The following is a 21,808-nucleotide window of genomic DNA, read 5'->3' as shown; positions in this document are numbered from 1 at the left end:
TGCTTAACTGTTGTTTAGAACTTTCAGTTTGGCGCATTGACCCCGTAATGAGGAGCGTCCATCTCATCAACCACCTTTCAAACCCTGTCATACCAAGGGGGTTGGTGGTTTTTCTACTAACGCTCTCTGCCTCACCTTGCCCACCACCCCGCGCCTAATGACCGAAGGGCACATCAATCAAACTTGCGGTTTCGGTAACTTTTCGTCTTGCCATGCTCAGCCGCTTTCAGTGCCTGCTTCTCTCGTACGCGTTCAGCATCTTCCAGACTGAGTTCTGCAGGTTCGCGGTGGGGCTTGTCCTTCAGGGGTAATGTGCTATCTAGGTGGCAATTCAAATTGCTCAGAAGAAACACGCGGCAGGTTTTTAAACGTATAAAGATAGAATATTTCCACTTTCTCCCGTGGCCATTCCGTTTTCTTGAGAAACTTCACACTGGATTCAATGCTAGGGTTAGTTTTGAAACAGTTGATGTTTAGATAAGCGTAGAGAATTTTAAAACCGTAGTGATCAACTACCTGGGTGAGCAGCTCTTGTAATCCCAGACCGTGAAGTGGGTTGTTGATCTCGTCGTTCATAAAAGTGTCCGGTAATAAGTCGAAAGGTTTGAATGTCATCATACCTGTGACGCTTTAGACAATATAGTAAAGCTTAGTCTCAGCCGCTGTGGAATAAATTGAGTCAAACCAAAGTTAGCAATGTTTCATCCAGCGCCGGATAATCGAGCTTGTCCACATCATCAAAGCCATCCGATTCTGCCAACAATAAAACACCCAAGTCTGAGAAGGGCAGAGCGAATGACAGCATCGGCAACCTTAACAAGCCACACAAAACGTCCCCATAGAGTTTTTTAAACGACAGATACTAAAAGTAATGGTTTACTGTACAGCTTCTTCTCTAATCTCTTGTTTTTTCAGGGTATGAATAAAATGTACTGTATTAATAAATTATTTAATTAATGAGGAATGTATGGAATTAAGCATGTGGTTACTTTACATAAGCGTGATCAGTATATTGATACTTAGCCCTGGTCCTTCTACTTTATTATGCGTAGCGGATGGCTTGAAATTTGGTAATAAAAAAGCAATACCGACCGTTTTAGGAGGCGCTATTGCTGCACTGGTTCTAATGTTTATTTCGGCTGTTGGCCTTGGCGCGATCTTGGTCGCCTCTGAAACGCTTTTCTTTATTGTGAAAATTATTGGTGCCTGTTATCTGATTTTTTTAGGCTGGACAGCTTGGAAAGAGGGCGCTATAAAAATAGAAAGTCATGCATCGTCTAGCAATCCGCTGATTAATTATTCATGGTACTCACGTTTTCGAAAAGGCTTTATGGTCGGTATCAGTAACCCTAAAGATTTGTTGTTTTTTATTGCGCTATTTCCTAGCTTTATGAACGCTGAGTTGCCACAGGTTGAACAATATATAGTGCTTGCATCTACTTGGTTCTTCATCGATTGTGCATCTATGTTTATGTATGCAAGTATTGGTTCAAAAATAAGTCCTTTTCTGTCTAATGTTCGTCATATGACATTTGTTAACCGTACTGTTGGTAGTGTATTTGTTTTCTTAGGTGGCGCATTAGCCGCTTCTGCCAGTATCAGTAAAAAAATATAACGGGGTGGGGTTGAGAGTTAGTGACAAATTGGCGCTATCCAAACCTCGCCAACTTTACCTTCATTGATTCTCTAAACAACAAACACTAAAAAGCCCACAAATGTGGGCTTTTTAGTGTTTTTTATAATGGTTTACATACTACTGGGCTGTTTCTTCTTTCATTTCATCATGAGCAACGAGGTCACAAGACCAGCCCCAGCCTATTTGCTTTTCTACGAAAGCCGTGGCTTTGTTTTCGCAATAGCCAACTTTGTAGTTTGCGCTCCACAATGTTTTTGTTTCCCCTAATTTTGTGTATTGCACTTCACAGGGAACGTTACCCTCACCAGAGTAAACAATGTCGATAATGCGTGTTTGGTTGTCGTGTACGCACAGGGTAGTTCGGTTTTCCCGTGCTATTGCTGAAGTAGACATGGCAGCAACTAAACAAGTAGAAACGAAGAGGGTTTTATTTAATTTAATCATAATGATTTCCTTATTGGTTGAGTGCATTTTAGTCTGTAAGTTTATGTAAATCAATGTGCCTCAGTCTTATGCCTTTTAGCGTATTACCATGTTAAAAATCGCTTTGTTGGTCAAAGGAAGTCACGGTAGGTGTCTTTGCCATTTTCTTCTAAAGGGTCTGAATTGAGTGGCATATTTTGGTTTATTGATAGTTTACGGATGATTCTACGTGGTAGTTTATTGCTGTTCAAATACTAACCTAATAAGTCGATGTCTGTATAAATATCGACCATTTAAACGATAAGCAAAAAGAGACAGATGAGGCTTTTAAATTGGGCCCTAGGAGAGGAAAGCGATAAAAGGTTTGGAGTTGATGAAGTTTAGAACCAGCCTTTCCTGAAACTTCGCTTATGGCTATGAGTCGAAAATTCTTCGTTGTAGAAAATTTTACTTGGTTATTCGTGACGTTTAAAACTATACTGTACATATATACAGTATATTTTGGTGTGTTTTATGCGGGTAACTTATCTTGGGGTGTCTCATCTTCAATCCTTTATTGATGCGAACAGTGTTCAGATTCCGCTTTATGTAGAAAGGGTGGGGCTTTCTTCTCCTGTTCAGGAATTAGCTGAGCGAGATTTGAATTCGAATGCGCTTTGCATTCCTCATCCGGCAGCGACTTTTTTTGCACGGGCAAAGGGGGAATCTATGCGGGATGTCGGGGTTGTTTCGGGAGATGTGCTTGTTGTCGATCGTTCGCTAACGGCAAAACACGGGGATATTATCATTGCCAGTATTCATGGGGAAATGACGGTGAAGGCGTTAGAGTTAAAACCAGAGGTGTTGCTTCGTCCTAAGAATAAAGCCTATTCACCGATTCCGGTTACCGAGGCGTCTGAATTCGAAGTGTTTGGTGTAGTGAGAAGTGTGGTTCGTCAGTTAGGGAACCACTAATAATAAGCTTTTTAATGTTGAGCAATGTGGGTTCTGTTTCTCCCTGCGTTTTTGGCCTCATAGAGTGCTTTATCAGATAAGGTGAGTAATGTGTAAAAGTCGGTTTGGGTGTTTTGACGAGTGACGACTAAGCCGATGCTTACGGTGATTTTTATGTTTTCGATCGATTGCTTGCCAATCAAGGTTCTTATTTTTTCTGCCAGTAGAAAGGCGTTCTCTTCATCAATGTCTGGTAAGAGTAATACAAACTCTTCACCGCCCACTCTTGCCACTAAATCGTTTTTTCTGCGTTCTTTGCTGAGGGTATTGGCGAGATGAATTAGCACCTTGTCTCCAGTCTGGTGACCATGGGTGTCGTTCACTTGTTTGAAAAAATCGACATCAATAGCAAACAGGGCAAAGGTTGATGATTTTCGCTCTGCTCGATGGGCGATTTTTTGAGCCTGAGCTTGTAATTCACGTCTATTTAAGAGGCCTGTTAAGGGATCGGTTGTCGCGAGGCGAAATAGTTCTTGAGACTGAGCCTCGAGCTTTTCATTGGCTTTTAATAGTTCGTCTTGAAGTTTGTCACGAGTTTCGCAGACGTAAAGTGACCAATAAGACAGGCCGTCTGCCCCAAGTTTTATATTTACAACAATGGGTATTTTCTTGCCACTTTTCCCTAGCCAAGTCATTTGCATTTCTTGTACATAGGATTGGTTAATTAACAGAGGGTATATATAGCTATCAATAAAAATGGTCGAGGCTTTAGTGAAATATTGAGATATAGGGGTACCCAGTAAATTGGCATTAGGGTGACCACTTAAATCGCACATATAGACATTACAAAAAATAATTTTTCTGTCTTTGTTTACAATGATATGACCAGAAAAAAAATCGTTAAAATCTTGATTTATGTTTTCTTTCATCAGGCGATATTTTTAATGAACTTGAGGGTAATCGGTATAATGTCTTGAGGGTTTGTCATGTGTAGGCAATGACCTTCTGCATTGACAATAGCAAGTTCGCTATGGGGGATTTCTTTGTTCATATACTGTCCGATATTGGTGCCGGCTAATGCATCGGATTGACTTTGCAGTATCAGAACTGGGCAGCTGATGTCTTTTAAGATGTCTCTATGATCAGAAAAGAATGTTGCTTTAGCAAAGGTTTTGGCAATGAGGGGGTCGGTACTGCAAAAGCTTCCTGACAGCTCACCAATGAGCTCTTGTGAGTTTGAGCTTCCCATAACGAGAGGGGCTAAATAATTGGCCCAACCAATGTAGTTTTTGCTCATTAACTCAATGAGTTCTTCTAGGTCGCTTCTTTCAAACCCGCCTTCATAATCAGGGGGAATATTGAGAAAACAGGGCGATGGGCACACCATTACGATGCTTTTTATGTGTCCTGGTGCTTCTAGGGAAGCAATGGAAGCAATAATAGAGCTTACCGAGTGGCCAACGATGGTGACATCTTTTAATTCAGATTCTTCAATGATATCTATGATGTCTTCGGCGTAACCTTCTAGTGTCGAGTATTTTTCCTTTGAATAGTCGGTTAATAAAGAGTTGCCCGAACCAACATAATCAAATACGACGATTTTAAAATGGTTTTCTAATTCGGGTAGCATGTAGCGCCACATATTCTGATCGCAGCCAAAGCCATGGGCGAACATTAGGGTGGGGGCGTTTTCTTTCCCCATTATTTTTACGTTATTTCCTAATGTTACGCTGCTCATGGCATTCGCTTCCGTGTTGTTAATATTTGTTTTAATTAGATTCTTATAACGCTTGTATCTATTGTAGCGGGTTCTTCGTAAACCATAGTACCTTTACCAACCTTTAAACAACAGGCGCAAAAAAGCCCGCCGGAGCGAGCTTTTGTGTTTGCTATTTAAAAGTCGATGGAAAGAGGGTTATGTTCACCCTACTAAACAGAATGTATTGGCTTGATTTTCGCCTGATGTTTATCGGACTGAATACGTTGGTAGACTTCTTCGCGATGTACACCTATTTCTTTTGGTGCGGCAATGCCAATGCGAACTTGGTTGCCTTTGATGCCCAATACTGTGACTTCCATATCATCGCCGATATTGATGGTTTCACCGGGACGTCGAGTGACTATTAACATAATTCCTATCCTTTGGTTGTTTTCGACGCCTTTAAAATACAGTTAAAATTGTTTTTATGTCAACAGTTAATTTTGTATTTTTACTTGTAAGTTAAACAAGGTATGGCGGTGGGCAGATGCTATTAGGCGAGAAAAAAGTGGAAGAGAGGTGGTGGTATAAGCACTTAAAACGTCATTTTTGCTTCTTTTACCACACCAATAATGTGGCAGTTTTTATCGGCTTCAATGGGGCGATAATCAGAATTTAGTGATTTTAGATAGGTTTGACCAGCGTCAATAACGAGTTTTTTGAAGGTCACTTCATTACCTGTTTCAAGCTTAGCGATGACCAGGTCGCCATTGTCTGCGGATAGGCTGGGTTCCACCAGAATCAAGTAACCTTCAGGGATGCTAAGGCCAGATGCCGAGGTCATGCTGTCGCCAACGACCCTGAGCCAGAAAGCGTTTTCCCCCACTATGCTAGGCGTTTCCTCCCATATTATATCTTTTGTTATTGGGCTTTTTCCCTCTGCCCATTGCATGGCTTGGAGATAGCTAATGATAGGGGCTTTATGGATAAAGGAAGAAGACGAAGTGGATTTCTGTTGGTTATTATAGAGCAGGGCAGGTTCTCTGATTTCACTTAATACACCCGATTTTAACCATTCAGCAGTGCATTTTAAAGCGCTCGCAATCTCCACCAAATCCCTTGGTTTTTGTGTGCTGCCGTCTTCAATTTTTTGAAGCGCCTGCTGAGATATGCCAACAAGTTTGGCTAACTTGGCTTGAGTCAGCTCTTGTTCGATTCTCTTTTGTTTTATTCGGTCTGCAATCGTCATGATGCTGATGATTACAACTTTTTCTGTATTTGACAAACAATAAAAACTGTATTTAAACTAACAATAAAGGTTGTTAGGGAGGTTATATGTCAGCCATTGCTAAAGCGGTCCAAATTGTAGGGAGTCAAACGGCGCTCGCAAATATTCTCGGTGTAAAGCAAGCCCATGTGTGGAATTGGTTGCACCTTCACAAGCGCTCTCCTGCAAAATATATACGCCGTATTTCACAAGCGACCCAAGGACAGGTTTCCGAAAGTGAGCTATTGCAGGACCACGAGAGTACAAGCTCTGGATAAGGCAAAGCTAAAACGGCACGATCTTATAAGATTTTAATCGTTCAACTATTATTTAGTCTGCTCATTGTGAAGACGGCTGTTTATTGCAGAGGTCAGTGTAAACAATGATGGGTAGGTAAATTTTGAAGAGTGATTTAGGGGAGCAGATGGAGGGGGTAAACCTAAAAAGCAAAGCGATTCCATTAGTCATGCGGCTTTATATTCTGGCTTTAGTGATCAAAGTCATATGACCAATCACTTCACTAAAACATTTGGGTTGTCTCCCGCCCGTTGGTTAAAAATAGTCGGCATTGTCTGACGTATTTTTATTTGCCCTCATGAAGAAAGCGAATTTTTTTTGTGGGAAATAGGCTTTTTTTCCTTTTATAATTTTTTGTAAAACCCATGCCATATTGGCATGAAAATGTATTGCCATGGCTAAGAAAGGGGCTATCCCTTGAGTTAATTGGCCTGATTAACGGTACTTATTTTTAAGGGCTTTTCTTCTTTTTTTAGAGGGGTTCTTGTTTCATTAAGTCAAGAGAAAAAATGCAGCTTTTGCGTATTTTTTATCATGTAAAGTTACTAAAGTTTACTAGGTCATTTGGGCTCCCGAACCTATGATTAACGCATATGCAATTAGAGAGATTTTGTTATGCGTGTTTCCTATCTTGGCTCATCCGAGTCTGCTGCGTTTATTGCCGCAAATAGTGTTCGAATTCCTCTTTATTCGCAATCAGCGGCCCTTTCTTCTGCCGATGAAAGCTTGGCGGAGGAGTCGATGGATTTGAATGAATTATGTATTCAGGATCCAGCGGCGACGTTTTTTGTCCGCGCTCAGGGGGAATCGGAAACTAAGATCGATATCAACTCTGGTGACGTATTAGTCGTTGATAGATCGTTAACCGCCCGCCATGGCGATGTGGTTATTGCTTGTGAATTCGGTGAACTGACAGTGAAAACATTAGAGTTGCAGGCTGATGTATTATTACGACCTAAAAATAAAGCCTATGCCGCGCGTAAAGTGGTGCCGTTAGCCCCAGCCGAAGCCCCTAAACTAGAAGTGTTTGGTGTCGTGACCAGTGTGGTACGCCAGCTAGAGCGCGGTTAGGTATTGTCCAGAGGGTAACGAAAGTCAGTTTGATACCTTCATGGATAAATCGATATGAACCACCTTCGGGTGGTTTTTTATTGTCTGATGTTGGTTAATTTTGAAAAAAGCCCTTTATTACTCGGTAATAAAGGGCTGGATGGCCTGTCGGCCGAGTGGCTTACCGTCACCTTGGTATGCGAGTCCAAGGTGACGAGGTAATTACCCGTCGCTCGGTTGTTCTCTCGGCGGTACGGGCGCTTGCTCTTTGCTTTGACTCTCTAGATCTTTGTTGCCAGCCAATGGACGAATGTGTCCGTTGTCGCGGTAGAAACCAATGTCTTTGAGGTAGTGGTTGTCTAGATGACGAAATACCTGATTGGTACGACGGGCTTCTAAATATTCTTTCGCTAGGTTGAATAGGGCAATGATACTCATAATATTCTCCAATAATGTTTTTTTGGCGGAATTTACGAGGTATTTTTTAGATAGGTGACCGCGTAAATTCCGCGGTCAATGGTGTTTATTACACAGGCATTGAACGCGTTGAGCACAAAGATGGTCGGTTTTGCTTGGTGCAGATGGCCATCGTCAAAGAAGCAATATGATTCATGGTAATGTTTGTCATGTTACTTCTCCTTAATCTGTGCGTTGTATTCAATTGTGTAATAAATGGTCGCTCTGAGAGCTTCTTAATTAAGTGATATTTTCTGACTTATGTCAATCACTTATATATAAATAACCAGAAAAAATATTTTGTTCTTCAGGGTTATCATCTTAATGGAAAATTCGCATATTGAATGGGTGTTTTACGGTATAATCAGTCGTAAATTTTGACTGTCCTTTTCTGATATTGAATTAAGTGTAGTAAGTGAGCCCATGGCAACGAAAGCAACGGTATATAAAGCATCAGTACAAGTGTCCGACATGGACCGACATCACTACCAAGGTTATGACTTAACCTTGGCATTACACCCGTCTGAAACCGAAGAGCGCATGATGGTGCGTTTAGCGGCTTTTGCTTTGTTAGCCGATGAAAAAGAAGGTGGCGAGCAATTAAGTTTTACCAAAGGCATCAGTACCGAAGATGAACCCGATCTTTGGCAGAAGAATTATTCCGATGAAGTCCTGTTGTGGGTAGAGCTGGGTCAACCAGATGAGAAGCGCCTGCGCAAAGCCTGTGGTCGTGCTAAAAACGTTATCATTGTTAACTATAACGACAAGTCAGATATTTGGTGGGAACAGAACAAGGGGAAGAACAGCCGCTTTGATAATATGCGAGTACTGCAATTCCCTGAATCCCAAGTCCAAGCCCTAGCGACAATCTGCGCCCGCTCTATGCAGTTAAATGTCACCATTCAAGACGGTGAAATGTGGGTCTCTGGCGAATTGGGTGAATGCGCGTTGACTCCAAACTGGCGAGGCGAGCAATAAGCTCACCTCCCATTGGTATTGTTCCACTCAATCACTAGGCTTTATGTAGCGTGCGCTGAAATAAAGCGACGGCCTTGTTGTAGCACTCTAGGGCGAGGGCTGGGTCGTATCTATCGCCTTCGTCGCGCATAAAGGCATGTTGGCCGTTGACTTCATGCCAAGTGAATAAACGGTCGGTATCGATGAGTTGCTGGTAAATTTTCTGGCGACCTGTGGTCGGTACATGGGGATCTTGCTTGCCCCATACCATGACCAATTCCCCTTCAATGTCTTCGGTACGAGTAAAGGAGTCATTGCCTTGTGCGCAAGGTAGGGTATTTGAGTGAATATCGGTCGCGTACAGGCAGAAAGCCGCTTGAATACAAGGGTTTAGTGCCGCGCGATAGGCCAGATGACCGCCTAAGCAAACGCCCATGGCGCCGAATTGCCCCGTGCAATACTCTTCCTGCTCGAAGTAGCTAATCATGGCAACCGTGTCGCTGTCATAGTCCTCTAGTGGCTTGGTAAATTTATCTGAATTGCCCTTGTCTTTGCCGACATCGTCGTAATCTAACACAGTGCCTATCGGGTTCAATTCATGGAAAACTTCTGGCACGATGACCACAAAACCGTGCCCCGCCATGATGGCCGCCGAGCGAGCAATCGGAGCCGTTTGCTGGAAAATTTCAGAATAGAAGAAGATACAGGGAAAGCGGCCTTCCGCTTGTGGGCGATAAACCGTGCACCGCATGATGCCGGTTGGCGTGTTAATATCTTGATCCTGTTTTTGAATGATCATGGTATTCCTTAAAGGGGTCGTTATTTGCCACCATGATAGGCGACCTCACCCAGAAAACGAAGAGCAAAGAGACAAGAATCTGTGCGAATTTTACTGATCAGTGCCTACGAAGCCAGCAGCCACAAAGCGTGGGCGAACACCCTAATGACTGGCTTGAGTGACCATCGCTGGTGCTATTTGTCGTTACCTGCGCGCCATTTTGCGTGGCGTATTCGCGGTAATGCCATGAGTTTTGCCTTTGACCCTAAATTTAAGCCCTTATTGGAACAACCCTACGATCTGGTGATCGCCACTTCCATGACAGATTGCGTCGGTCTAAAAGCTTTTTGTCCTGATCTACAAAACATCCCTTGGTTACTGTATTTCCATGAAAATCAATTTGCTTACCCAGTGAGTGACAAGCAACAAGGCTTGCTAGAAATGCAAATGGTTACCCTCTACAGCGCGTTAGCGGCGGATCAATGTGTCTTTAACAGCCAATTTAATAAGGATTCCTTTTTTGATGGGGCACGAGCGCTGTTGAAAAAACTGCCTGACTACGTCTCGCCGGATTGGCTGATTAAGACGGAAGAAAAAGCACAAGTCTTGCCTGTTCCGTTAGACATCGTATTAGAAAGTGCTTTGCCAAGTGACGGTGCCTTACCTAAGAGAGCGCGCACACCAGACAAGCGAATCAAATTGGTTTGGTCGGCTCGTTGGGAATTTGATAAAGGGCCGGATCGATTGCTGGCGATTCTACAAGAATTAGAAAGCCGCTCTATTGATTATCAAATTGCGATTTTAGGCGAGCAGTTTCGCTCCATCCCGCAGGAATTCGAGCAAATCAAAGCGCAGTTTTCTCACCGCATCGTGCAATTTGGCTTTGCTGAAAGCAGAGAAGACTATTTGGCCTTTTTGGTGGCAGCGGACTTTGTGCTTTCCACCGCGCTGCATGAGTTTCAAGGACTCGCTGTATTGGAAGCGGTGGCGTTAGGTTGCGTGCCTATTTTGCCGAATCGACAGGTTTACCCAGAACTGTTTGGCGATGGCTATCTTTATACGAGCCACATAAAGGATGTGCAGCAAGAAGCTAAAGCCGCGGTGGCGCTAATACAACGGCATGCCCTAAATGTCGTCCAAGCGCCGCTGATGAAAAAGTATCAAGCAGATAACTTATTGCCAGAGTACCGAGACCTGATTGAGACAATCGGTGGGGAAGGTCTTCCGCAATGACAGCAAGGCTTCAGTATTCAGCGGTGTACATTCCTGTTCTTCTCGTCTTGTGGTTTGGTTTGTTTTTGGACAGCGCGTTTGTGGCCGAGCGGATGGAATACAGCCAATGGTTAACGAATGGACTGGTTTTTCTGTGCTTCGTTTGGGTTTATGCAAGAGCGACACGAAAAATACAAAAGCTCATGTTGTACGGTGTGGGGCTCGCTTACCTTGGCGAAGTGGTTTTTTCTATCCTACTGGGCATGTACGAATATCGATTAGAGAATGTGCCTATTTATGTGCCTCTCGGACATTGCTTGGTGTACGCGGCGGTGTTTTATATCCATAAAGAAAAATTAATCCAAACCAATAAAGCCGTTATAAAGTCGGTGTTATATTGGGGGATGATGGTCTATTCGAGCCTTTGGTTGATCTTCGATAAAGACATACTGGGCTTTCTCTGTATGTTAGTGGTCGTGCTATTACTGAAGAAAAAAACGGGCAATGAGCTTTTCTTTCTCATTATGTTTTTCATGGTGGTGTATTTAGAGCTATTGGGTACCTATTACGATTGTTGGGTTTGGCCTGATATCTGGTTTGATAAAATTCCTTTTATCACCAGCAGCAATCCACCTAGCGGCATTAGCGTGTTCTACTTCGGTTTTGATATTGCTTGTCTGTGGATTTATAAAAAACTCAATACTAAAAAATGGCAGCGCATGAAATCCCTAAGACAAATTCGAGCGACTAGGGTGGCGAGCTAGGTTTTTGATTGGGTTAAACTGAGCGGCGTTTTTTCTTAAAACTATCACCGGAATTTTAAGCACTATACACGTTGTGGTTCACGTACCAAACGCCGCTTTTTTGATGAATACCGATAGCAATCAGCAATTCTTTTTTCTCAAATACTCCTTTCCAAAAGAACCTCAGACCATCCGGGTATTTATCTTCATTCGACATTTTAATGGAACCAAAATACTCGCGGCTTTGGTAAGCGCCTAACGTTTGCCTCATATGCTCTATATCTTTATGGAAGTTATCCTTGCTTGGGCCATTATGATTGTCTTTCTCAAAGCGTTGCATCCAAGCCTCGTAATCATCTGCTTTTTCGGCGGCAAGCATTTCATCAAGGTACTTTTCGGCTAAGGCTAATTGTTTAGTGATGTCATTCATTTGCATTCTCCTTGGGGGTTGGCAGTTTGATCTAATCTTATGCTTTAAAAAAGCGTCGTATTTCTGTTACTAACACTGTTGGGTTCTCTTCTATGACTAAATGCCCAGCATTAGGCACAGTGACCAGTTTCGAGCCTTCGATTTTACTTTGCAGTACATGCGCTTGTTCGCAAGGTATCCAGGTATCTTCTTCGCCCCAGAGGATGAGAGTTGGAGCGCTAACATCAGCAAACTTGTGTTGGAATTCATCGGTGAATCTTGAGTCAGCCTGCGCAATTTGTCGATAAAAGGCTGACTTTCCGCCTTCGCTAATCCATGGCGTGAGTATGCCATCTATGGTTTCTTGATCTAAAGCCTGATGAGCAGCGGTTTTAATATAGGCCTCTACAATCGCCGCATGAATATAGTCTGGTACACCAGCAAAAGCGCTTTCATGCTGTTCAATATGTTTAAAAAAGGGGGATCCCCATGGTGATAGAGCGACAGGGTCAATCACGACTATTTTCTTGTAGCGACGTTTATCCAAGATATGATTACGTAATACGGTCGTGCCGCCAAAATCATGGCCAACAATAAAAGATTCCTCTAGTTTCCAGTGGTCGATCAAGGCATCAAGCAGCTTGTTTTGTATGCCTAAAGACACATCCGCGTCACTTTTGTCGGATTCGCCATATCCTAGTAGATCAAAGTAATACACAGTGTAATCACGAGATAGATCATGAATTAAATGCCTGAGGTTAAAAGACGACCAAGGCGTACCATGCACCAAAACAAGAGGTTCGCCTTCGCCTGATATACCGTATTTAACCTTTCGGCCTTTAAACTCAAAGTTGTGTGGAAGTGTCCAAGTGTTCACTACGAATCTCTCTAGGTTTCATCAAGGTGTAATCAATATTAGGTTCTAGTTGGTAAGCTCAATGCCTGAACCCTAGCTAAGGCGTTACGCACAATTAATATATGAAAGGGAAGTATGACTTTAAGGTAGATTTTTCCGCCGATATTGTGTGTATGCACCCATGTCGATAAAAATACTTGCCCATTTTGGGAGATGACAGAGAGCCTAAAGTCCAAATGCTTATCGTTAAATCCTGCGATCAACTCCTGATCGTTTTCAGCCTCGACCGGAAAGAAGCCAACCTTATCGTTGGCTTCTGGCCCATCATCTAATAAGCCAAGTTTGGAAACCACAGCATTACGGATTCTCACCAGTAATTGCGCCCACCCAGGGAAATTGGTCACAATGTCAGCGGCTTGGCGGGGTGATAAGTCGGACTCAACGGCGTAGCAATCAACAAAGTCTGACCCCTTTATTCGATCATGAAGAAGGCTAAAAGAGGGAAGTTCCGCTTCTGTTATTTTACTCATAGTTTACATCCTACTAATTGAGTCTAGTTAACTTGCAAGCGATCAGAAATCACATTTCGCCACTCTGGCGCCAGTTCTGTAACCGATAATGCTTTAGTAAAGACAGTATGGGTATCTTGATAATCCTTATCAAATAACGCTCTAAACAAGGTGTTAACGCTCACCGAATCCTCGTGCTGGTGGATATTAACCAGCTCATCACCGGCTTCAATCCTTCCTTCTTGTATGACTCTAAAATACACGCCAGTACGATAACTCTTTGTGAACTGCTTAGGTGCTCGGGTGTTGTTCAAAGCGATACCGAGCTTGTAGCAAGGCATTCTAGGTTGGCTGACCTCTAGGATGCAGTCACCAAGGCGAAAGCGGTCACCAATGTTTATTGCAGCTTCATCTAACGTGGCTATGGTGAGGTTTTCACCAAATGCCCCTGCGGTTAAACCTGGGTCATTGAATGCGTCACGCCAATGGTCGTAACGATCATGAGCAAAGGCATACACGGCTTTATGAATGCCACCGTGGTTTTCAAGGTCTGCTTGCTTGTCGCCTTCAATATTGAGCGTTTTAACAAGAACCTTGCCTTGTATGGGCTTTTTGAAAATACCCGTCTGTATCGTCTCGCCGTTATAGTCAGCGTCTTTTGGTTTGGATACGTTAATAGAGACCAGTTGCATGTCTTTTTCCTCCGTTCGCTTTATGGGCAGGCGCATTCTTCTCTTTTTTCCTTTGAAAGAGTAACCAATGAGGTGAGTATGTTATTTCAAATCGAAATGTCCTGATTTATCCTATAAGACATAAAATATAGATAAGTTGCCAATCATGACGATTAATGAACTCATCAAAAAATATCCGAGTCGCCAAGTTCTTTCAAACACTTACGACCTGCCTGCGCATTTTTCGGAGGAATTGCATCAACACCCTTGGCATCAAATACTGTTTCCAATTTCTGGATTACTTCAATCTGAGATAGCCGGTAAAAATGTCATCGTGCCACACAATGGATTGATCTTTATACCAGCGAACACCCTTCACAAATCGGTATCCGTAACCAGAACACAGTTTCTAGCGGTATTTCTCAACCCAAAGGGGGCGGTAGACTACGGGCATAGCTTTAAATCTTGCTTGGTCAGCGCCTTTTTAAAAGAACTGATTGTTTTACTCATTGATCAAGGCTTAGATAACCAAGCAGAGCAGATGACGACCAACATGCTCAGTGTTTTGCGGGATCAAATCACCATCGCCGAACGTTACGAGATTCCCTTGCTTATTCCAAAGGACAGAAGGTTACTCGCGATTTTTAAAGAACTGAATCAACAGCCGGATCTACCCCTAACTCTCGCTGAATGGGCGGTAAAGGTAGGAGCCTCACAACGAACCCTATCGCGACTGTGTGCCAAGGAGTTTAATCAGTCGTTCTCCATGTGGCGGCAAAACATCAGGCTGGTGTTATCCCTGCAATGTCTAGAAAGCAAACAGTCCATTCAAGACATCGCATTAGAGCTCGGTTACCAATCCGATTCCGCCTACATCCATGCGTTTAAAGGCTTGTTTAACCAGACGCCAAGCCAATATCGTAAACGGTATTTGTTGGGGTAGATTGATTACTTCGATGTTGTCAAAGGGCCACCTTGGTCCAAAAGCAATTGGCGTAGTTGGCAAAACACCTCCGAAGACTGACGCACGCCATCGTGTTCGTAGCTGTTGGTGATCCACACCTTGGTATTGGCCACTTGCTCGGCTGTTTTAAGGGAAAGCTCTCGTGGCACGTACATGTCGTTGTAATACACCGCCGCGACAACGGGGACTTTGTTATTGGCGAGTTTGGCCATGTCGTAAAGGGGCGCGTAGTTTTGGTATTCCGCGAGGGCATTGGCCGCATCGGCAAAGGGGCGTAATGACGTGATTTGCTCGAACATCCACGAATACATCATTTCTCCCGTCAACATCAGCGGCGAATGGCTAGCATCAAATTCCTTATAGTCTTCCCGAACCTGCTGCGCTGACCAGCTTGTGCTCTGGTTAGATTGGCCGTAGATGCTTTCATGAATCGCCGCAAACAGTGGCCCTTCGTGGTAGCTGGTCATTTGCATGACTTGTTCTAAAAACGTATCGCTTAGTTGGTTTTTATCACTGCCAGCAAAGGCTTCGTCGATTAACCAGTGGATTTGGTCAATTCCCTGCCCCATGCCTAATAAAATACCAATACTTTGGAATCGTTCTAATGTGAGTTGATCACCATCGGGTAACAGCACCTTGTTGTTGGTAAGGCACTCAGCAATCTTTGCCATGACCTTGGCATCGTGCGGGTAACGGGCGTAGTAGTCTTGGTTTTTCTCAATAAGGCGCTGATAGGTAAGCTGATAAACCTCTTTTGCCGATTCTTCTAACCCCGCAAGTCCTCCCGTAATGTAACAAGCCGCCAAGCCTTCAGGCGCTTGGGATAAATACGCCAACGTAATGAAGCCGCCATAACTTTGCCCCAAGGTTTCAAACAAACGACCTTGGTAAAGGGTTTTACGAAGATGCTCGCAATCCGCCACTATGCTGTCGGCACGGAATTTCAGTAAATAATCTCGGCCTGCTTCGGCAGACAATTTACTCATAAGACTCTTATCAACACGGCTACTGCGGCCCGTACCTCGTTGGTCGAGTAAAATGACCTTGTGAGTTTTTAACGCCTCACTCATCCAAGGGGACGAATCGGGCATCGGGCGAGGGGACTTACCACCGGGGCCACCTTGCAAAAACAACAGCAAAGGCAACTCATCATCGACTCGATCCAAACTCACCACCTCACGAGCAAAAAGCGTGATGGTGTCGCTCTTCTCGGGTGAGTGCCAATCCAACGGCACCTCTAATTCATAATCACTGACGAGCATGCCTTTCATTTTGTACTGCTGAGTTACTGCTTTCATACTTTCCTCAAGACGGTTTGTGCTGTGGCTGGCACTTTAGCATATTGCTGGATTAGGGGTTATAGGGGAGTGGTTTGATAAAAAGCCAGTCATTGGATACGACTGGCTTTATGTGGACTGTTATAGCGAATGTTCAAAGAGGTTTATTGATACGTTATTGCTAGCTTCTCAATTTCAGCCAGCACTTCTGCAACGGTTTCTTCTAGCTCTGACCCCATCCGTAAATATTCATTCGGATATTCCTCTTTCATTAAAAACATTAATGCATAATGGAGGGGTTTAAACTGTTCTATTAAATCAAACTCTTTAAACCATTTATCGACAAGATGAGTTTGTTTTTTAGCCAAAAAGAGTATTAATAAAAGAAATGTTTCTTTAGTATTTTCTTCTAAAATTTTCGACCATGAATCGAGACTAAATATTTTTTCCATTGAAGACGCTGCAATATCCAGCTCATTATTCCATAGAGCAGTACACACTAATATGTATAAACTATCAAAACCTTCATTATGGCTAACACCTTGTTTTGCATAGTTAAGGGCTTGGCTTTTTTTATCTACCAATTCTAATGAAAAGTGCATTGATGCTATAGCGGAGTAAGCATCGTAAATATTACGTTCAATAGCTTGAAGATAAGCATGTTCTGCTTTAGCAAAATTATAATCATTGTATAGATATAAATAGCCTAAGTATAAATATGCACGGTGATAACCATACTTGATAGCTTTAAGATAGGCTTGCTCAGCCTTAGAAAAATCCTCAAATTTATCTCTATATAAATGACCTAAATGTAAATAGGCGCTGTGGTCACCATGTTCGGTTGCTTTTATATACATTTGCACAGCCCTAGAATAATTTTTAAAGTTGACTTCATATAAATCAGCTAAGCCCATATAGGAATGGGCTTTGTCATCATCATGTTCTATCGCTTCAAGGTAAGTTTGTTCTGCTTTGGTGAAATTTTTAAGATCAATTTTATATAAAGAAGCTAATTGGAAATAGGCAATATCTATGTTGTTCTTGGTAGCTTTTAGATAGTTTTTTTCTGCTAATTTGATGTCAATAAGTTCATAATGATATAAATAAGCAATTATGTAATAGGCTTCAAAAATATTTTTTGATATTGCTTTTTCTGCGTATTTTATTGCTTCTTCAAACTTTTCATTATCCATACAATCAATCGCATGGAGGGCATATTCTTTTCCTTCTATTTCAGGCAGTGAGTTTAAAAAATTAGGTTCATTCTGTTGTTCAAAAAAGGTATGAGCATGTTGATATATCTGTTCTTTTTCATTGATGCTAAGCGTTTTACAACCGAGCAATGCTGAGGTGTAAGCCAAGGTGCCGGGTAGGTAGGCGTCTTTACTTAACCCTGAGGAGAACTGCATTACTCGTTCTGTTAAATCTTCCTTAGTGCACCACATTTCAATAAATCGAGTGAGCCAAAGCAGTTTGTTTTTATCTCGACGGCGGCCATAACGCATGAGATACCAAATATTAAAAAACCGTTCTTGAATTCTGTAGAGGTGGTTTTTGTTGTCGGTGGGGACTTTTTCGATGATCCACTGCTTTTGCAGTTGGGTTAACTGAGCCGATATGGTTTTACTGTTTATGCGGGTTTTTTGGGCGATCTCTTTTACTGAAATCGCATCCCAGTGTTTGGCTATGGCATGTACAATGGGTTTTTGTTGTTTGCTTAGGTCATCCATCCTGTGCTTGTAAATAGGGGAGGCCATGTCTAATGTGTCATCTAAATAACCAAAGGTCGTGCCGTGGGGGCCTTCGGCCAAAATATCAAATAACAAGGCCATGGTTCTGGGGACACCGCCTGTGAGCCGACGAATGGATTCAATTTTTTCAGGTTGTTCCTCTATGGCTAATGTAATTTGTTTAACGGCATCTTCTCCTGCCACTTCCGCCAGTGCTAAGAGTAAGTCTAGGGCTTCTTTTTGGGTCAGTTTTCCTAAGGTGATAACGTTAAAAAACTGATAAAAAGGCTGCTTGTGATCATAGAAATTTTCTAGCGAAATGGCAGAACCACCAATGATTCTAATATTGGCTTTTTGGCTTAATATTTCTCTTAGTATGGCTAAATCCATGTCAGAGAAGTGGTCAAATAATTCAGCGATGTTATCAATAAAAATAATGATTTTTTGCTGATGCTCATTCAAGGCATTATTAAGCAGATTGAAGGCTGCCTTTGCGTCTTCACCCTCTTCTGGCTCTATGTCTTCTATTGTTTCTGTTAAGTCTTTAAAGTTTGTTTTATACAAAGGGTGTTCTTCTAAATCTTCTGCGATACGTAACCAAAAACTGAATAAAGAGCTAATACCATACTCTTCTTCTTTTAGCTGAATCGGGATTAGCCAAGGTGATAGTGAGTCACTTTCTTCTACCTCAATGTAGAGCCGAGTCAGTAAGGTGGTTTTACCAGCCCCTCTTACTCCCTGAATAATATAATGTTGCTCTGGCGATGCCATATCGGACTGTGAAATGGCTTTCCATAGGCGTTTAAACTCCTTCAGTCGGATGGCAAAGGTGCTTTTTAGTACCGCTGTGGATGTATTTTGCGGATTATATTTTTTAGGTATTTCGTTTTTATAAGGCACGGTCGGCATATCTATTCCACCAGTCTTTTAATATGGGTGAGGTAAAGCGGTAGGTTTTTGGTTCTGTCTCAAAAATGTAGCCATCATGCTCCAAGCAATCAATGACATAACCATGTTGAGTATCTTGGTATTTTTCTTGTTGGCTAATATTAAAATAGTCGTTATATGAGATTTGTTTAGATGTGGAGAGTAAATTTAAAAATTCTTTTGCTAATGCTTTTTCTGATTTTTTCAGGCGATTAAGTCGTTCAACCCAATGATTGAAGTTGGAGCGATAAGCTTGATTAAATAAGGTGTTATAAGCGGTGTCGACATCGCTATTTTCTGGTGTGGTATTTTCAATGTCAAAGCAATGGTCCTCAAGTCGCTCCCATAGAATTTCAATATAGTAAGGCATTAGCCACTGTACTTTTTTTAGCATATAGAGAGCGACATCGTGTGTGATTTTTAATGAACTGTCGTTCTTTTTTGTTAGAAAGTGAATAAACGCCAATCCATCTGTTTCATTTAGAGTCGATAAGCTTAATTTGTGTTGATCGTTAATAAGGTTAGATACTTCAAGTCGATTAGCTAATGAATCTAAACCAATAGAACCTGTAAAAATGAACTGCACCATTTGATTGAGTGATGTGTCTTGGCATAGGGTTCGGGTGTTCTTCATGAAATTTTTGACGGCAGATATGCCGTCATTTTCATAGATAGATTCAATGACATCAGGGTATTCATCAACAACGATGACTAGTTTCTTCTCTAATTGAAGCTTGCGAATCACCATTGCTAAGTCTTGGTGGGTGATGTGTCTGGTTTTGTCGGCTAACTTAATACCTGAACCTGCTATGTTTATGTTCTCAATACTTTTTAAAACACTACCTAGCCACTCTTTGCCTTTTTTGTTGGCTCTCTCCAAATTTTTTATAAAATCAGTATCGTACAGTTGATCAAAAATTTGTTTGTAGAACGCTTGTTCCGTCGTGCAAGACTGAACCATGGTATAGAGAAAAATGTAATCTTCTTTAGGGTTTTGCTCCAAATGCCTGAGCATAGATGTTTTGCCTGACCGCCTAGGAGCCAACAGAATAATATGAGCCCCTCTGTCTAAGTATCTCCATACCTTTTGTTGCTCTTTTTCGCGTTTAAAATATTTTTCTCCGAAAACAACCTGACCAGACATACCAACCTCCATGTATTTTGATATTGTTTTTTTTGACAATGAATATTTTGTCAATATATTCGACAATAAAATCATTGTCAAATAAGTTGACTATAAAAATATAGTTAAATTTTTTAGTCGTACCAGTCGTTACTAGGATAGACACGTTAAGAAGCTTGAATTCACAAAAAGACTTCTGCTGCGTCTTATATATTGGAGCAAGGCATTTTCTATTGGTTAAAAAACCATTAGTTAAAAGGCCACTGGAAAGCATCAATCGCTTATAAATTAGCTTGCAGGTGAATTTATTGCTGTTTTATGCGTGTGGCTTAACAATATAGTAGGAAACAATAAATGGATTACCCAGATAATGATGATTTAAAAGCAAGTAATGTGAGCCAAGACGATGGCATTTCGCTAGCGAAGATAGCCGATAGTGCGGCTTCAGTGGCGGCTTTGAAGCCGCTTTATGATGAGTTGCTTGCGGCCATTAACGAAGGCGATGTGACAGAAGACCAGAGTGTGTTGTTACAATTAGCCCTGTCCATGAGTAACCAGATGAGGGCGAAAAAAGTCTTTCTCGCTACCGGAACCGCCAATGACATCGTATTGACCACCCCTGCTGGTAAACAGCCAGTTAAGGCCCTGCAAGAGCATGATGAAATACACTTCACCGTGGCGCTGACCAATACCAGCACTGTTCAGGTTGCTGTTGATGGCCTAGGGCAGATTGGCGTGGCGAATATCGTTTCAGCCAACCAGTTATTTAAGGGGGCCCTAGCGACCATTAGCTATCTTAATGGCCAGTTGTGGTTGACCAAACAGATTAATCCGTTAACGGGCAGTGATGTCAAAGACATGGCAAAAGTCATCACCGACTCGTTGGACATTATCGAAGTGGGGGAAATCGCCCTAGATGGTGCGACACTCAAGCGTGCCGAACACCCAGTCTACTGGGCCAAAGTGCAGGCCACTTCTAACCTGATCGACCAAGCCACGAAGGACGCAGATACAGAAATGTATGCCGGTTTTTATGGTACGGGGGATGGTGAGACCACTTTTACTATCCCGACCTTAGGCGGTGAATTTATCCGTGGTTACGACAACGACCGTGGTGTGGATGTAAAAAAATCGTTTGGACGTTGGCAAAAGGCATCTGTATCAGCAATGGACCCATCATTAAGTTCAATAAATTTATCATCGCTAATTAATTCCAATGATGATGTAGGTAAAATGTTGAGCAGAGCTGGTTATGATGAAATAAATTACAACAATTATTTAGGCGTAAAAAAATCCCATTACAACTCTGGAACTGGTGTAGGTGCTCTAAATGCCAACGGTTTTTTTGCCGGCGGGGCCCGCCCTCGCAACATCGCCTATTTCTTCAAAACCCGAATCTGACCTTGTCATCTTAGAGTCTAATTTTTACTGAAAATACTTTGTTAATAATGCTCTATTTCGTCGTAATTGCTAGCAGTGCAGGGGGCAAAGATCTCGTAAAGTAACTTTTGTTTTTCACAAATTCATGGACGAACCGTCTTATCTATAGGGTTGTAGCAGGCTTCATGGCTCAGATCATGCTAAGGAGTCCCTATATTGATGATACGGAACCAGTAAGAAGGAGTGTTTATGAATACGATTATTTTGACTGTGTTAAAGGTTACACTAACGAAATTGTTTACTGAAAAGGTGTTGATTGCGATTTTTATACATGTCGCGGAATATCTGACTAAAAAGACCAGTAATACCCTTGATGATGAGCTTGTTGCTGAAGTCAAAAAAGCGCTAAATAAATCGCAAGGTTTAGGGCCAGATCAAAAATAGAATGATTGTGCCTCAAAGTTCTTTTCTCTAAATCCCATTAGAAAAGTCGAACTTTGGGCTGAAAGTC

The 21,808-nt window shown here is 42.2% G+C and carries 27 protein-coding genes; 11 read left to right on the top strand and 16 right to left on the bottom strand.

Annotation, left to right across the window (positions count from 1 at the left end; translation table 11 throughout):
* Window positions 1-315 precede the first annotated feature (315 nt).
* The gene (locus I8J31_RS20905) at window positions 316-576 is read right to left on the bottom strand and encodes a VF530 family protein (RefSeq protein WP_233402824.1); all 261 of its coding nucleotides are present in this window, start codon (window positions 574-576) and stop codon (window positions 316-318) included.
* A gap of 103 nt (window positions 577-679) precedes the next feature.
* Window positions 680-805, bottom strand: coding sequence for a hypothetical protein (locus I8J31_RS21050; RefSeq protein WP_267905900.1), 126 nt, complete (start codon window positions 803-805; stop codon window positions 680-682).
* Between the two features lie 162 nt (window positions 806-967).
* On the opposite strand from I8J31_RS21050, the gene I8J31_RS15580 reads away from it, so the two are divergent.
* On the top strand, window positions 968-1,615 hold the full coding sequence (locus I8J31_RS15580) for a LysE family translocator (RefSeq protein WP_199469498.1): 648 nt from the start codon (window positions 968-970) through the stop codon (window positions 1,613-1,615).
* Window positions 1,616-1,753: 138 nt separating this feature from the next.
* Here the strand turns inward: I8J31_RS15580 and I8J31_RS15575 are convergent, their stop codons facing one another.
* Window positions 1,754-2,080, bottom strand: a complete 327-nt coding sequence (locus I8J31_RS15575; protein WP_199469497.1) for a hypothetical protein — start codon at window positions 2,078-2,080, stop codon at window positions 1,754-1,756.
* 492 nt (window positions 2,081-2,572) lie between these two features.
* Between I8J31_RS15575 and umuD the strand changes: the two genes are divergently transcribed.
* Window positions 2,573-3,013 (top strand): translesion error-prone DNA polymerase V autoproteolytic subunit, encoded by a 441-nt coding sequence (gene umuD / locus I8J31_RS15570; RefSeq protein ID WP_199469496.1) that lies wholly within the window; start codon window positions 2,573-2,575, stop codon window positions 3,011-3,013.
* Between the two features lie 11 nt (window positions 3,014-3,024).
* Here the strand turns inward: umuD and I8J31_RS15565 are convergent, their stop codons facing one another.
* The 4 genes from I8J31_RS15565 to I8J31_RS15550 form a co-directional block, all read right to left on the bottom strand.
* Complete coding sequence (locus I8J31_RS15565) at window positions 3,025-3,921, bottom strand: sensor domain-containing diguanylate cyclase (RefSeq protein WP_199469495.1); 897 nt, start codon at window positions 3,919-3,921, stop codon at window positions 3,025-3,027.
* The gene (locus tag I8J31_RS15560; protein WP_199469494.1) at window positions 3,921-4,730 is read right to left on the bottom strand and encodes an alpha/beta fold hydrolase; all 810 of its coding nucleotides are present in this window, start codon (window positions 4,728-4,730) and stop codon (window positions 3,921-3,923) included. Before I8J31_RS15560 ends, I8J31_RS15565 begins: the two co-directional genes overlap by 1 nt.
* Before the next feature lie 191 nt (window positions 4,731-4,921).
* Window positions 4,922-5,122 (bottom strand): carbon storage regulator CsrA, encoded by a 201-nt coding sequence (gene csrA, locus I8J31_RS15555; protein ID WP_199469493.1) that lies wholly within the window; start codon window positions 5,120-5,122, stop codon window positions 4,922-4,924.
* A 164-nt stretch (window positions 5,123-5,286) separates the two neighbouring features.
* Window positions 5,287-5,976 (bottom strand): LexA family protein, encoded by a 690-nt coding sequence (locus tag I8J31_RS15550; protein ID WP_233402823.1) that lies wholly within the window; start codon window positions 5,974-5,976, stop codon window positions 5,287-5,289.
* Window positions 5,977-6,026: 50 nt separating this feature from the next.
* Between I8J31_RS15550 and I8J31_RS15545 the strand changes: the two genes are divergently transcribed.
* From I8J31_RS15545 to I8J31_RS15535, 3 genes are all read left to right on the top strand, one after another.
* On the top strand, window positions 6,027-6,236 hold the full coding sequence (locus tag I8J31_RS15545; RefSeq protein WP_199469492.1) for a helix-turn-helix domain-containing protein: 210 nt from the start codon (window positions 6,027-6,029) through the stop codon (window positions 6,234-6,236).
* 181 nt (window positions 6,237-6,417) lie between these two features.
* Window positions 6,418-6,534 carry a helix-turn-helix domain-containing protein gene (locus tag I8J31_RS21045; RefSeq protein ID WP_199469505.1) on the top strand — a complete coding sequence of 39 codons (117 nt, stop codon included), beginning with the start codon at window positions 6,418-6,420 and terminating at the stop codon, window positions 6,532-6,534.
* 336 nt (window positions 6,535-6,870) lie between these two features.
* Window positions 6,871-7,326: a S24 family peptidase gene (locus tag I8J31_RS15535; RefSeq protein WP_199469491.1), complete on the top strand. Its 456-nt coding sequence runs from the start codon at window positions 6,871-6,873 to the stop codon at window positions 7,324-7,326.
* Between the two features lie 201 nt (window positions 7,327-7,527).
* Here I8J31_RS15535 and I8J31_RS15530 read toward each other — a convergent pair whose 3' ends face one another.
* Window positions 7,528-7,743 carry a hypothetical protein gene (locus tag I8J31_RS15530; protein ID WP_199469490.1) on the bottom strand — a complete coding sequence of 72 codons (216 nt, stop codon included), beginning with the start codon at window positions 7,741-7,743 and terminating at the stop codon, window positions 7,528-7,530.
* A gap of 441 nt (window positions 7,744-8,184) precedes the next feature.
* Between I8J31_RS15530 and I8J31_RS15525 the strand changes: the two genes are divergently transcribed.
* Window positions 8,185-8,739, top strand: coding sequence for a YaeQ family protein (locus I8J31_RS15525; RefSeq protein WP_199469489.1), 555 nt, complete (start codon window positions 8,185-8,187; stop codon window positions 8,737-8,739).
* Window positions 8,740-8,773: 34 nt separating this feature from the next.
* Here the strand turns inward: I8J31_RS15525 and I8J31_RS15520 are convergent, their stop codons facing one another.
* Window positions 8,774-9,517: a dienelactone hydrolase family protein gene (locus tag I8J31_RS15520; protein WP_199469488.1), complete on the bottom strand. Its 744-nt coding sequence runs from the start codon at window positions 9,515-9,517 to the stop codon at window positions 8,774-8,776.
* Between the two features lie 81 nt (window positions 9,518-9,598).
* Between I8J31_RS15520 and I8J31_RS15515 the strand changes: the two genes are divergently transcribed.
* Window positions 9,599-10,729, top strand: a complete 1,131-nt coding sequence (locus I8J31_RS15515; RefSeq protein ID WP_199469487.1) for a tRNA-queuosine alpha-mannosyltransferase domain-containing protein — start codon at window positions 9,599-9,601, stop codon at window positions 10,727-10,729.
* The gene (locus I8J31_RS15510; RefSeq protein ID WP_199469486.1) at window positions 10,726-11,472 is read left to right on the top strand and encodes a hypothetical protein; all 747 of its coding nucleotides are present in this window, start codon (window positions 10,726-10,728) and stop codon (window positions 11,470-11,472) included. The genes I8J31_RS15515 and I8J31_RS15510 overlap by 4 nt, the downstream gene beginning before the upstream one ends.
* 55 nt (window positions 11,473-11,527) lie before the next feature.
* Here the strand turns inward: I8J31_RS15510 and I8J31_RS15505 are convergent, their stop codons facing one another.
* The 4 genes from I8J31_RS15505 to I8J31_RS15490 are packed head-to-tail and all read right to left on the bottom strand — an operon-like array spanning window position 11,528 to window position 13,917.
* Window positions 11,528-11,881 (bottom strand): hypothetical protein, encoded by a 354-nt coding sequence (locus I8J31_RS15505; protein WP_199469485.1) that lies wholly within the window; start codon window positions 11,879-11,881, stop codon window positions 11,528-11,530.
* A 37-nt stretch (window positions 11,882-11,918) separates the two neighbouring features.
* The gene (locus I8J31_RS15500; protein WP_199469484.1) at window positions 11,919-12,737 is read right to left on the bottom strand and encodes an alpha/beta fold hydrolase; all 819 of its coding nucleotides are present in this window, start codon (window positions 12,735-12,737) and stop codon (window positions 11,919-11,921) included.
* 38 nt (window positions 12,738-12,775) lie between these two features.
* The gene (locus I8J31_RS15495) at window positions 12,776-13,246 is read right to left on the bottom strand and encodes a DUF2867 domain-containing protein (protein ID WP_199469483.1); all 471 of its coding nucleotides are present in this window, start codon (window positions 13,244-13,246) and stop codon (window positions 12,776-12,778) included.
* Window positions 13,247-13,269: 23 nt separating this feature from the next.
* Window positions 13,270-13,917 (bottom strand): MOSC domain-containing protein, encoded by a 648-nt coding sequence (locus I8J31_RS15490; protein WP_199469482.1) that lies wholly within the window; start codon window positions 13,915-13,917, stop codon window positions 13,270-13,272.
* 145 nt (window positions 13,918-14,062) lie between these two features.
* Here I8J31_RS15490 and I8J31_RS15485 point away from each other — a divergent pair, with 145 nt between their 5' ends.
* Window positions 14,063-14,839 (top strand): helix-turn-helix transcriptional regulator, encoded by a 777-nt coding sequence (locus tag I8J31_RS15485; RefSeq protein WP_199469481.1) that lies wholly within the window; start codon window positions 14,063-14,065, stop codon window positions 14,837-14,839.
* Between the two features lie 5 nt (window positions 14,840-14,844).
* Here I8J31_RS15485 and I8J31_RS15480 read toward each other — a convergent pair whose 3' ends face one another.
* The 3 genes from I8J31_RS15480 to I8J31_RS15470 all read right to left on the bottom strand — a co-directional run bounded on the left by I8J31_RS15480 (window position 14,845) and on the right by I8J31_RS15470 (window position 20,013).
* Window positions 14,845-16,158, bottom strand: a complete 1,314-nt coding sequence (locus I8J31_RS15480; RefSeq protein WP_199469480.1) for an alpha/beta fold hydrolase — start codon at window positions 16,156-16,158, stop codon at window positions 14,845-14,847.
* A gap of 143 nt (window positions 16,159-16,301) precedes the next feature.
* Entirely contained in the window at window positions 16,302-18,776 is a 2,475-nt protein-coding gene (locus I8J31_RS15475; RefSeq protein ID WP_233402822.1) for an AAA family ATPase, read from the bottom strand.
* Window positions 18,757-20,013 (bottom strand): ATP-binding protein, encoded by a 1,257-nt coding sequence (locus I8J31_RS15470; RefSeq protein WP_233402832.1) that lies wholly within the window; start codon window positions 20,011-20,013, stop codon window positions 18,757-18,759. Before I8J31_RS15470 ends, I8J31_RS15475 begins: the two co-directional genes overlap by 20 nt.
* A gap of 258 nt (window positions 20,014-20,271) precedes the next feature.
* Here I8J31_RS15470 and I8J31_RS15465 point away from each other — a divergent pair, with 258 nt between their 5' ends.
* Complete coding sequence (locus I8J31_RS15465) at window positions 20,272-21,318, top strand: hypothetical protein (RefSeq protein ID WP_199469479.1); 1,047 nt, start codon at window positions 20,272-20,274, stop codon at window positions 21,316-21,318.
* Between the two features lie 228 nt (window positions 21,319-21,546).
* Window positions 21,547-21,741 carry a hypothetical protein gene (locus I8J31_RS15460; protein WP_199469478.1) on the top strand — a complete coding sequence of 65 codons (195 nt, stop codon included), beginning with the start codon at window positions 21,547-21,549 and terminating at the stop codon, window positions 21,739-21,741.
* Window positions 21,742-21,808 lie beyond the last annotated feature (67 nt).

The organism is Marinomonas transparens, from assembly GCF_016463975.1.
Classification (GTDB): domain Bacteria; phylum Pseudomonadota; class Gammaproteobacteria; order Pseudomonadales; family Marinomonadaceae; genus Marinomonas; species Marinomonas transparens.
The sequence above is the reverse complement of the archived record's forward strand: the minus strand, read 5'-3'. Positions and strand labels throughout refer to the sequence as shown.